The sequence below is a fragment of the Cellulosimicrobium funkei genome, assembly GCF_001019615.1.
Taxonomy (GTDB): Bacteria; Actinomycetota; Actinomycetes; order Actinomycetales; family Cellulomonadaceae; genus Cellulosimicrobium; species Cellulosimicrobium cellulans_E.
In genome coordinates this window covers 64,613-76,007 of sequence record NZ_JNBQ01000016.1, presented here as the reverse complement: position 1 = coordinate 76,007, position 11,395 = coordinate 64,613, and the positions used below count along the sequence as shown (strand labels likewise).

Below are 11,395 nucleotides of genomic sequence, written 5' to 3'. Positions count from 1 at the left end.
CGGCGCGCGACATGCCGGACATGAAGGCGACCGGGGCGGCGATGATCAACGGGCACGGAGTGGCGACCACGAGCACCTCCGCGAAGCGCGCCGCCTCACCGCTGAGCGCCCACGCCGCGCCAGCGAGCACGAGGGCTACCGCCGTGAACGGCACCGCCACGCGGTCGGCGAGCCGTACGAACGGCGCTCTGGACGCCTGCGCCTGCTTCACCAGCTCGACGATCGCCTGGTACTGCGACCCTGCAGCCGTCGCGGTCGCCCGCACGCGCGCCGCACCGCCGCCGTTGACCGAGCCGGACAGAACCGTGTCCCCCCGTCGGTGCTCGACGGGGAGCGACTCGCCGGACAGGGACGACTCGTCGAGCACCGCTGCCTCGCTGAGCAGGACGCTGTCCACCGGGACGACCTCGCCCGGCCGTACCCACACCTCGTCGCCGGGGCGCACGTCGCCGACTGGGACGTCGGTGAGCGCGCCGTCCGGTGCGGCCCGGTGGGCGACACGCGGCGCCGCGGCGAGCAGGTTCGACAGCTCGCGCCGGGCCCGCCCGTTCGCGTAGTCCTCGAGCGCCTCGCCACCCGAGAGCATGAGGCACACCACGAGAGCGGCCCAGTACTCTCCGACCAGCACCGTCGCGGAGACCGCGAGGACCGCCAGCATGTCGACGCCGTACAGGCCGGCACGGAGATCGGCCACCATGCCGCGCGCGGTGACCACGACGACCGCCGCCGCGAACGACGAGATCACGAGCTGCGCGGAGCCCGCCGGACCCGCCAGCTCGAGCAGCCCTGCGAGGCCGCCCACGGCCACCGTGGCCGTCACCCAGGGGTAGCGACGGACGGCCCGCGCCAGGTATCGGCGAGGACGAGTCATATCCCAGCAGTAGCTCGACCCGGGGCGTCCGCCACAGGGGCGAACGACTCGTCGGCACAGGGCCTTGGACCGTGGGGCGCGACGTCGACGCGGCGTCGCTCCGGCGGTCGCGCCCGGGGCCCGATGGCGGCCGGATGGCGGCCGGATGGCGGCCGAAAAGGCAGAGCGGCCCTGGCGGTCGGGTCGGCAGGTCCGCTTCCATGGCGGTGGGAGGACCCGATGCCCGCAGAATGGAGCCGAGGGGTCGTCGTCGGGTTCGACGGCAGCCCAGGCAGCATCCACGCCCTGGAGTGGGCGGCCGACGCCGCCGACCGGCACGGGAGCGCGCTGCACGTGCAGTTCGTCCTCGAACCCTCGGGCCACGACGAGCGGCACGATCTGTTCGACGAGGGCTACCGCGCGGGCCGCGTCCTGGACCTGGCCATGGACGTCCTGGCCGGGTCTCGTCCGGGCCTGCACGACGTGTCGACGTCCGTGGTGCGCGGGATGCTCCTCCCGTCGCTGCTCGCGAGCTCGCGTGCGGCCGACCTGCTCGTCCTCGGCCGCAGTGGGACCGCCCGGCCTGCCGGACCTCCGACGTCGCGCCCCCAGGCCTCGGTGAGCACGCGGGTCGCTCGCCGTGCCCGGAGTGCCGTGGCAGTCGTCCCGCGGGGGTGTCCCTCGCATCTGGATGGCCGCGTGGTCGTCGGCGTGGCCGGCGCCGACGACGCACCGGCGATCGAGGTGGCGTTCGCGGCGGCGAACGAGTCGCACGCCGTGATCGTCGTGCACGTGCTCGAGCACGTGGGTGCGCTCCAGGCGGCGGACGGGTGCGGCTACCTGCGCTGGTGGAGATGGTCCGCCTTCTCCCAGCTGTGGTCGGTGGCCGAGCGGTGCGCCGACCGGTACGGGGTAGATCGGGGGATGCTCGTCCTCTCCGGGTGCGCCGCGTCCCAGCTCGCCGGCCAGGTCGGCCCCGAGGACATCCTGGTCCTCGGGTCGCCGGCTGGGTCGGGGTCGAAGGGCGCTGTGCCGGTCCTGGCGACGGTTCTTCGGAATGTGGGGTGTCCGGTGCTCGTGGCCGGCCGTGGCTCGGCGCGCGTAGAGCGCCGGGATTCCGCCGGCGCTGAATTCGCGGCTGGCGAGAGGCGAACCGGACGTCCGTCTCGGTCGGTCCCCCTGGGGATCGCAGACGGGAGCGTGCGCTCGGGTCGGTCGGGAACCAGAGCTCAGCCGGGCACGAGGACGAGCGAGCCGCTCGCGCGCCCGGAGCGTAGCTCCTCGAGCGCGTCGGGTGCCTGGTCGAGGGGGTAGGTCGTGACGGTCGGGGTGATGCGCAGCGCCGCGGCGAGGCGCAGCAGCGCCGCGCCGTCCGCCCTGGTGTTGGCCGTGACCGTGCGCAGGTCGCGTTCGTTGAAGAGGTGATGGTGGTAGTCGAGGACCGGTACGTCACTCATGTGGATGCCGGCAAGGACCACGGTTCCGCCGCGCGTGGTGGCAGACAGCGCGACCGGGACGAGCTCGCCTGCGGGGGCGAAGACGATGGCAGCGTCCAGCGGCTCGGACGGTGCACCTGTCGCGTCGGTGACGAACGTGGCTCCGAGGTGCCGTGCGAGGTCACGGTTCGCTTCGCCGCGGGTCATGGCGAAGACGCGTGCGCCGGAGGCGATGGCGATCTGCGCGGTGATGTGGGCGCTGGACCCGAAGCCGTAGATGCCGAGGTTGCCGCCGGGTGGGAGGTTGGCTCGGGTCAGCGCTCGGTAGCCGATGATCCCGGCGCACAGCAAGGGCGCGGTGGCGGGCGCGTCCGCCTCGTCAGGGAGCGGATAGACGTACGCCGCCGGTGCGGTGACGTACTCGCTGAAGCCTCCGTCGACGTCCCATCCGGTGTACCGGGAATCGGGGCACAGGTTCTCCCGGCCGGTCCGGCACCAGCTGCACTGCCCGCACGTCTGGTGGAGCCAGGCGACGCCGACGCGATCGCCGGGGCGCAGGTGGTGGACTTCTGCCCCGGCCCGCGCGACGGTTCCGACCACCTGGTGCCCGGGGACCACGCCGGGCCGGTGGACGGGCAGCTCCTGGTCGATGACGTGCAGGTCGGTGCGACACACCCCGCAGGCTTCGACCGAGACGGACACCTCGTGCGATGCGGGGACCGGGGCATGCTCGTCGACCAGGCGCAGCTCGCCCGGGTGCTCCCCGGCTCTCCATGCCCTCATGGGGTGCTCTCAGCGGTCGCGTCGGGAGGGGTGCACCACGATGACCGTCCCGGGGGACCGTCGCAGCAGCCGGTCGGCGACCGATCCCAGCGCACGGGCGGTGGCGGGATGATGGTGGCGCCCGCCGACGACGAGGACGTCCTTGGTCGAGACCTGAGACAGGACCTTGTCGGCGACGGGTCCCTCGGCGACGTAGAGGAAGGTATGGACGCCCGCGCGAGCCGCGACGGGGGTCACCATGGCGCTGATGCGCGAGGTCGCGACGGACTTCCAGGGCTCCCCTGCCCCCCAGTCCTCGTAGAGCGCGTGGACGAGGGCCGGCGTCTGGACGGCGTGGACGACACGCAGCGGGCAGCCCGCGAGCCGTGCTTCCTCGACCGCGTACCGGACGAGGTCGTCCTGACGGTCCTCGTCGGACAGCGCGAGCACGACGTGGTGAGGCGTGTCCGTGATGGCTATGGCGAGCACCACGACCGTGACGCCGCGGCCCGCGAGAGCCAGCCTGGTCGCGGTCGCGCCCAGGGTGGAGCGCTCGATGTGCTGGACGTTGCGTCCGACCACGACCATCGGGGCGGCCCCGACGCGGTCTCGGACCGCTGCGGCAACGTCGCCCGGCGCGATCTCGGTGTGCAGGTACGGGTGACCGGGGTAGACGTGGTCGAGGTGCGCGGTCGTGGTGCGCAGCACGTCGCGGGCGTGCGCCGTCCGGGACGCGAGCTCCTCCGCGCGCCGTGACGGCCGGACGTCGCTGTCGTCGACAGCACTGAGCAGGGTGACGTCCTGTCCGTGGCGTGCCGCGGTCCGTGCGGCCCACAGGGCTGCGTGCAGGCTCGCTGGTGAACCGTCGACCCCGACGACGATGTCGTTGCCTGACATCGTGCTCATCTCCCTCGTGTCCTAGTCGCGCTGCCCGTGCTGGTTGGTGTCGGCGAGCTTGCGGGTGTGGGCGATGACCAGAGCGCACGGTGCGTTCACCACGACCTTGTCCGGCACGGAGCCGAGCAGCCGCCCGACAGCACGGGGGTGGTGGCGTCCGCCGAGCACGAGCAGGTCGAAGGCGGTGACCTGGTCGAGCAGGACGGTCGCGGGGTCGCCGGGGCGGGCCGTGGCATGGCAGGTGACGTCGGGGTAGCGGTCGGACCAGCGGGCGGTCAGCTCCTTGAGCTCAGCGTGGATCTCGGGTTCTTCGCCGGCACCGGCGGCCTGTGCGACCTGTGTCGCCGGCTCGATCGCGTGCACGATCTCGACGGGACGGGTGCAGCTGCGCGCCTCGGCGAACGCCACCTCGAGTGCTGGGGTGGGGTCGTCGTCGAGGTCGACGCCGACCACGATCCGGTCCGGGGCGAGCCCGCGAGCCGTGGTCGGGATGATCGCGATCGGGCCGTGGGCGCGCGCCGCGGTCGCTGCCGAGACCGACCCCAGACCGCCCTGGTCCTCGCCCGAGCCGCGCTGCCCGACGACGACGAGGTCGGCATCGCGCGAGAACTCCACGAGCACGGCGGCGGCAGGACCGATGCTCACCGTGGCTTCGATGTCCGTCGCGCCGGGTGGGCGGGGATTGGCTCTGCCCAGGGCCCGGCGCAGGATGGCGTCGACCTCGGCGTCGAGCGCCTCAGGGATGTACGCCGGGACGGGCACGATCGGGCCGACCGGGACCGACTGGGCGTGCACGGCGCGCAGGCGCGCATGGTGCCGGTCCGCCACCGCGACCGCCCAGTCGAACGCGTGAAACGCCTCGGGCGACCCGTCGATGCCGACGACCACCCCTCGTGACCATGTGTCGCTCATCGTTGATCATCTCCTCACCTCTCAGCGCACCACCGGCGGGCGGGAGCGACCAGGTGCGGGATACCCGGTACCACCGGTGACTTTGGGCCCTGGTGTCGTCCGCGGTCCGCCGCCGGGTGCCGGGGCCGTTCGGCTCTTGGCCCGCGAGCGGCAGGAGACCTGTGATGGAGCATGGGCAGTTCTGAGGACCGCCCGGCCGGCTCGAGCCCGACCGAAGCACGTGAACCCGTCGCCCGCGGCCTGTCGGACGAGCACGCGGCGCGCGAGCTGGCGCGCCACGGGCCCAACGCGTTGCCTCAGGTCCGGGGACCCTCCGCGCCGCGGCGCCTGCTCGCCCAGCTGAGCAGCGTGTTCGCCGTCGTGCTGTGGTGCGCGGCGGGGCTGGCCTGGCTCGCAGGGATCCTCGAGCTCGCCGTCGCGATCGCGATCGTCGTGGTGCTCAACGCGGTGTTCGCCTTCTTGCAGGAAGCGCGAGCGGGTCGGGCGGCAGAGCGCCTGCGTGCGCTGCTGCCCTCGCGGATCATCGTCCGCCGCGACGGACGCGAGCTCGGTGTGTCGACGAGCGAGGTCGTCGTCGGCGACATCGTGTGCCTGCGTGCCGGCGACCGCGTCCCCGCCGACGCCACCGTCACGGGAGCAGGGGTTCTCCTGGTGGACATGTCGCTGGTCACCGGCGAGAGCGAGCCGGTCACCCGGTCCCGTGGGAGCGCGGTCGTCGCCGGGTCGTTCGTCGTGGAGGGGTCCGCGGACGCACGCGTGGACGCCATCGGGGCGCAGACCGCGATCGCGCGGATCTCGCACTTGACGGCGGACGTACCCGACCCCGTCACACCGCTCGCCCACGAGCTGCACCGCACGGTGCGCACGATCGCCGTCGCGGCACTGTGCGCCGGAGCATGCTTCGCCCTGGTGTCCTGGGCGGTCGGTCGAGAGCTCTCTGACGCCTACGTGCTGGGGATCGGTGTCGTCGTGGCCCTGGTACCCGAGGGGCTGCTGCCGACCGTGACCCTGGCACTCGCGTGGGGAGCCGAGCGCATGGCCGACCGCAAGGTCCTCGTGCGTCACCTCGAAGCCGTGGAGACCCTCGGGTCGGTCACCCTGGTGTGCACCGACAAGACCGGCACGCTCACCCAGAACGAGATGACCGTCGTCCGGGTCTGGACCCCCGAGGGGGCGGCAACCTGTGCTGCGCCCGGATACCGCCCCGACGGGCAGGTCGCGTGCCCCTTCCAGGCGCGCGAGGCAGTCGTCGCGACAGCGCGGTCCGCGGCGGCGGCCTCGGTCGGGTTCGCACAGCTCTCCGAAGGGCGATGGGTCCCGCACGGGGACCGTATCGACGTCGCGATCGACGTGCTCGCCCGGCGCCTCGGCGTGGACGTGGACCAGGACCGAGCCGCCCTGCAGGCCGCGACCAGGTACGCGTTCGACGCTCGCCGACGCCGAACGTCCACCTACGTGGACAGCCCTGGCGGCGGCCGTGTCTTCGTCAAGGGTGCGCCCGAGTCGGTGCTTCCGATGTGTACCGACCCACCGGAGATGCTGGCCGCCGCCCACCGGGAGGCGGAGCGGGGGGCCGCCAACGGGCTGCGCGTCCTGGCGGTCGCTTCCCGCCCAGCGGTCCGGCTTCCCGAGGGGCCCGGGGACGCCGAGGCCGGGCTGACCTTGGGGGGCGTCCTGTCGCTCGAGGATCCTCCGCGCGAGGACGCCGCCCACGCGCTGCAGGAGTGTCGGCGGGCCGGGGTCAGGGTCGCGATGCTCACCGGCGACCACCCGCAGACGGCGAAGAGCATCGCCGACCAGGTCGGGCTCCGGGGTGCGCAGGATCCCGTGCTGGTCGGCGCCGACCTGCCTCAGGGCGACGCGGAGCTCGCGGCAGTGTTCGCTCGTTCTGGTGTGGTCGTGGCGCGCCTGGCACCCGAGGACAAGCTGCGCGTGGCGCACGCCCTTCGGGCCCAGGGCGAGGTCGTCGCGATGACGGGAGACGGGGTCAACGACGCGCCGGCCCTGCACGAGGCCGACGTCGGTGTCGCCATGGGACTCTCCGGCACCGACGTGGCCCGTGAGGCCGCGGACGTCGTCCTGCTCGACGACCGGTTCGCCTCCATCGTGGCAGGCATAGAACAAGGGCGTGCGACCTACGTCAACATCCGGCGCTTCATCACCTACCACCTCACCGACAACGTCGCCGAGCTCATGCCGTTCGTGGTCTGGGCGCTCACCGGCGGACAGTTCCCGCTCGCGCTCGGCATCCTGCAGATCCTCGCGATCGACATCGGTACCGACACCGTCTCCGCCGTCGCACTGGGCGCCGAGCCACCCGCCCGGCACCTGCTGACCGACCCGCCCGCCGCCGGGCGGCTGCTCAACGGCACCGTCCTTCGCCGTGCGTTCGCACTGTTGGGCCCGGTGTCCGCAGCGGCAGCCCTGCTCACGTTCACCGTGTGCCTGTGGTCCCAGGGGTGGAGGTACGGCGAGCCGGTCGGCGCTGCCGTCCTCGCCGCTGCCTCGGGGGCGGCGTTCCTCAGCGTCGTGCTGTCCCAGGCGGCGAACGCCTTCGCGTGCCGCAGCTCGACCAGGCGGCCGGGATCGCTGGGATGGACGACCAACCGGCTGCTCGTCGCCGCCGTACCGATCTCCCTCGCCATCTCCCTGACGCTCGTGCTCGTCCCGCCGGTCGCACGCGTGCTGGGACAGGCTGCCCCCGAGCCCCTGGGGTGGGCGCTGGCGCTCGGCTCGGCTGGGGTCCTGCTCACCGCCGACGCCCTCGACAAGGCATGGCGCGCGCGCCGACGGCCCCGGCGGGGGTGACGCATGCCTCCCTCGGCGGGCTCGGAGAGAGCAACCACGGGGACCGGCTACGCCCTGGCGACGCGCGTGACGACGTCGTCGACATCCCTGCGTGGGGTGTGCGGTCCGGGCGCGCCGCGGGCCAGCCGCAGGAGCATCTGGGCGCTGGCGTCCGGGCAGTAGGCGGTCTCGATCCCGCGCCGCGTCGTGGGGTTCTCCAGGGCCCGGGTGGCGAACGCAGCCTGCACGTCGTGCGTCGCCGCGACCAGGAGCATGCGCTCGAGCGCCTGCCCGGCGACGAGCCAGTTGTACGGTCCGTCGCCCACCGTGGTGAGGATCGCCAGATGCTGCCGGCCCTCGAACGTCCGGGCCCCGCTCGTCTCGTCACGCGTCGCATGGTGGACGTCGGTGATCGGGTCCGCATAGCCGGCGAGCATCACGTCCGCGGGCACCCCGTCAGGGCGCCCGTAGGGCACACCCATCCAGCTCCGGTCGGTCTCCAGCGCGACCGAGGACGTCGAGGCAGCGGCTTCCGCACGGCGCATCTCACCCACGAGGTGTCCCGAGCTGATGTCGCCGGCTCCGAGGAAGACGACGTCCGCCTGCTCACGGCGCACCGCTCGACGCAGCTCCTGCAGCACCTCGACCTCCGGCACGCGTCCCCGGGCGTCGCCTCGCAGGGTGTGGCGGGAGAGGATCGCGGCGAACATCCCGGGCTCGTCGACCGTCGCGACGACCCCAGGGCCCAAGGTCACGGTCGCGACGAGCAGCTCGTCGTCCCGGTCGGGCAGCAACCGGACGGCGGCGTCGAACCCCTCGTGCTCGGCCGCGACGCGAATGTTCATCAAGAAGGCTCCGCAGCTGATGAACATCTCTCGCCCGCTGGGATCGATCTCGTGGATCTTGCGGGCAGGGTCGGCCCGGACCTGCAGGACTGCGCCATCGCAGTCCACGGACCAGGGCTGGCTGTTGAGCAGGCTCGGGGCGCGCGTCCCGGCCGTCAGGACCCGATCGATCCTCCTGCCTCGGCTGTCCATGTCCCCACCCCGCTCGTCAGGCCAGGCGGCGCCCCGCACGACGACGCCACCTCCCACGCTCGGCGCCGCCGCTGCCCGGCGGTAGGGCCGAACGACCCGTCACCGGGCGCCGGACGGTTCGACATGCCGGACGCCCGCTCGCCTCACGCACCCCGCTGCCGGGCCGAACGGCCACAGGCCCCGATCCGTTCCACCCTGGTGCCGGGTCACTCTGTCGTCGTCTGCTGGAGGTACGAGCAGCTCGCGCGGCGATGAGCCGCCGAGGAACTCATCACGCCGCATCGGCGAGTACCGGGAGGAGCCGGTCATGGACGTCTTGGACTCACGGGTCGAGAGGATCCTCGCCGCGGCGGTACGCGCCCCCAGCGTGCACAACACCCAACCCTGGCAGGTGCGCACGACCGGCGACACGATCACGGTCCACGCGGACCCCTCCCGCTGGCTGCGTCACACCGATCCTCGACGTCGGGAGATGTTCATCAGCTGCGGAGCCTTCGTGCTCAACGCACGCGTCGCAGCCCGCCGCGAGTCTCTGACAGCCCAGGTCCGTGTCTTGCCAGATCCGGACGACGAGCTGCTGGTCGCGACCGTGACCCTGATCCCCGCGCTGGGTCCCGACATGGACGAGCTCGAGCTGTCCCTGGCCATCGGGCGCCGTTCGACCTCACGTGAACCGTTCGAGGACCAGCCGCTGGACGCCGACGTGCTGCAGGAGATCCAGACGGCGGCCCACGAGGAGGGGTGCGCGCTTCGTCTCGTCCAGCCCTCGGACCCGGCACGCGGACACGTGCTCGACCTCGTGCGTCGCGCCGAGGACCTCGCGGCCGAGGACGACGTGGCCCGCGAGGAAGAGCTCGCGTGGACGGCTACCGGTCCTGAGCGCGAGGACGGCATCCCGCGCGAGCTGCTCGGCCCCTCCAGGGCGGGTGAGGACCAGGCGCCGGTCCGCCGCTTCTCCCTCAGCACGGGGCACGCCGCGTTCGAGCGTCGCTCCACCCTGGCGGTGCTCTCGTCCCCGCGCGACGACCCGCGCGACTGGATCGCCGCGGGCCAGGCGACCGAGCGCATGCTCCTGGTCGCGACGACCTACTTCGTGCGGGCCTCCTTCGCCACGACGGTGCTCGAGAACCCGACGACGCGTCACGAGCTCCGCGAGGCACTGAGCCTCGACGGCTTCCCGCAGATGCTCGCGCGGATGGGATACAGCACGCTGCGCCGGTACAGCCCGCGGCGTTCGGTCGAGCAGATCCTCGCCCCCACGAGCGACGGCCCACCACCCGCCTGACGACCTGACGACCTGACGACCTGACGACTGATGGTCGTCGCAGGAGAGCGTCCCGTACTCGTGCTCCGTCCTTCGCACGGACGACGCTGCCCCGCCTCGTCCTCGGCGAGGATCACCTCGGTGTCAGCGCGACGGAAGACAGGTCCGCAACGGCTGGCCGCGCAGCTCGTCAGGCGGTGACGACGACCTTGAGAGCGCCGGTGTCCGCCGCGTGCCCGAACACGTCGTAGGCACGGTCGATGTCGTCGAGCGCGAACCGGTGTGTGACGAGCTGCTCGACCGGTAGCTGCCCGTTCTTCACCATGGCGAGCAGCGTCGGGGTGGTGAACGTGTCCACGAGACCGGTGGTGATGGTCAGGTCTCGGATCCAGTCACGCTCCAGGTGCAACGTCGCGGGTGCTCCGTGCACGCCGACGTTCGCGACGTGTCCGCCCGGGCGCACGGTCTCGACGCAGAGCTCGAACGTGCCGGGCGTCCCGACGGCCTCGATGGCGACATCGGCGCCCAGGCCGCCGGTGAGGGTCGCGCACCTGGGCGACCACGTCGGCGCGCGCGTCGAGGGTGTGGGTGGCGCCGGCGCGCTGCGCCGCGGCCAGGCGTTCGGCAGCGAGGTCGACCACGATGACGGCGCTCGGGGAGAAGAGCCTGGCGGTCAGGGTCGCGGCGAGCCCGATGGGTCCGGCGCCGACGACGACGACGCTGTCTCCGGGGCGGACCGCACCGGCGAGGACGCCGACCTCGTAGGCGGTGGGGAGGATGTCGGCGAGCATCAGTGCCTGCTCGTCGTCGATCGTGTCGTCCAGCCGGTGCGTGGACAGCTCAGCGAAGGGCACGCGGACCGTCTCGGCCTGGGTCCCGTCGATCCTGTGTCCCAGGATCCAGCCGCCACCACCGAGGCACTGGCCGAAGCGGCCTTGACGGCAGTAGACGCAGCGGCCGCAGGCGGTGATGCAGGAGACCAGCACGCGGTCCCCTTCTCGCAGCGTGCTCACGGCGCCGCCGACCGCGGTGACCGTGCCCACGGCCTCGTGGCCGAGCACGCGCCCGGCGTCGACCGTCGGGACGTCTCCCTTGAGAATGTGCAGGTCGGTGCCGCAGATGGTCACCGCGTCCACGTGCACCAGGGCGTCGTGCGGGTCCTGCACGACTGGGTCGGGCATGTCTCGCCACGCGCGGCGGCCGGGGCCGTCGAACACCAGAGCCTTCATGATCTCTACCTCCTCTTCTCGCCCCCGCTCGCTCTCCCTCCACGTCAGCACTGCCACCCGCAGGCTTGGTAGGACCAGATGCCCCTTGGCGGGTGGGGCCGTTCGGCACCCCGGCCCACTCCCGCTGTCCGCAGGGCCCGCGCCCACCAGCCGAAGTGCTCACCCACCCGAGAGCACCACGGCACTAGTCCCTGGTCGGATCCGTGACGGAACGTGGGAGA

Annotated in this window: 9 protein-coding genes and 2 pseudogenes; 3 read left to right on the top strand and 8 right to left on the bottom strand. The window is 72.8% G+C overall.

From position 1 onward, the window contains the following. Positions 1 to 820, bottom strand: an 820-nt coding sequence (locus FB00_RS12815; RefSeq protein ID WP_331386744.1) for an HAD-IC family P-type ATPase, incomplete at its 3' end; no start/stop codon positions are given. A 174-nt stretch (positions 821 to 994) separates the two neighbouring features. Between FB00_RS12815 and FB00_RS23240 the strand changes: the two genes are divergently transcribed. Next, positions 995 to 2,164 (top strand): universal stress protein, encoded by a 1,170-nt coding sequence (locus tag FB00_RS23240; RefSeq protein ID WP_082141276.1) that lies wholly within the window; start codon positions 995 to 997, stop codon positions 2,162 to 2,164. Here FB00_RS23240 and FB00_RS12805 read toward each other — a convergent pair. Genes FB00_RS12805 through FB00_RS21165 form a run of 3 tightly spaced genes read right to left on the bottom strand, consistent with a single transcriptional unit; the run spans position 2,080 to position 4,857 of the window. Beyond that, positions 2,080 to 3,069, bottom strand: coding sequence for a zinc-dependent alcohol dehydrogenase family protein (locus FB00_RS12805; protein ID WP_047233295.1), 990 nt, complete (start codon positions 3,067 to 3,069; stop codon positions 2,080 to 2,082). The genes FB00_RS23240 and FB00_RS12805 overlap by 85 nt on opposite strands. A gap of 9 nt (positions 3,070 to 3,078) precedes the next feature. Then, a complete protein-coding gene (locus FB00_RS12800; RefSeq protein ID WP_047233294.1) occupies positions 3,079 to 3,954 on the bottom strand; it encodes a universal stress protein in 876 nt (291 codons plus the stop codon). Positions 3,955 to 3,966: 12 nt separating this feature from the next. Next, entirely contained in the window at positions 3,967 to 4,857 is an 891-nt protein-coding gene (locus tag FB00_RS21165; protein ID WP_082141275.1) for a universal stress protein, read from the bottom strand. Between the two features lie 171 nt (positions 4,858 to 5,028). On the opposite strand from FB00_RS21165, the gene FB00_RS12790 reads away from it, so the two are divergent. Beyond that, positions 5,029 to 7,665, top strand: a complete 2,637-nt coding sequence (locus FB00_RS12790) for a cation-translocating P-type ATPase (RefSeq protein WP_047233293.1) — start codon at positions 5,029 to 5,031, stop codon at positions 7,663 to 7,665. 47 nt (positions 7,666 to 7,712) lie between these two features. Here the strand turns inward: FB00_RS12790 and FB00_RS12785 are convergent, their stop codons facing one another. Then, on the bottom strand, positions 7,713 to 8,681 hold the full coding sequence (locus tag FB00_RS12785) for an Acg family FMN-binding oxidoreductase (protein ID WP_047233292.1): 969 nt from the start codon (positions 8,679 to 8,681) through the stop codon (positions 7,713 to 7,715). A gap of 307 nt (positions 8,682 to 8,988) precedes the next feature. Between FB00_RS12785 and FB00_RS12780 the strand changes: the two genes are divergently transcribed. Continuing rightward, complete coding sequence (locus FB00_RS12780) at positions 8,989 to 9,966, top strand: Acg family FMN-binding oxidoreductase (RefSeq protein WP_047233291.1); 978 nt, start codon at positions 8,989 to 8,991, stop codon at positions 9,964 to 9,966. 169 nt (positions 9,967 to 10,135) lie between these two features. On the opposite strand, the gene FB00_RS23125 is transcribed toward FB00_RS12780, so the two are convergent. From FB00_RS23125 to FB00_RS23115, 3 genes and pseudogenes are all read right to left on the bottom strand, one after another. After that, complete coding sequence (locus FB00_RS23125) at positions 10,136 to 10,303, bottom strand: hypothetical protein (protein WP_331386743.1); 168 nt, start codon at positions 10,301 to 10,303, stop codon at positions 10,136 to 10,138. 63 nt (positions 10,304 to 10,366) lie between these two features. Continuing rightward, positions 10,367 to 10,474 (bottom strand): annotated as a pseudogene (locus tag FB00_RS23120) (alcohol dehydrogenase); the annotation flags it as partial. Positions 10,475 to 10,844: 370 nt separating this feature from the next. Beyond that, positions 10,845 to 11,126 (bottom strand): annotated as a pseudogene (locus FB00_RS23115) (alcohol dehydrogenase catalytic domain-containing protein); the annotation flags it as partial. Between the last annotated feature and the right edge of the window lie 269 nt (positions 11,127 to 11,395).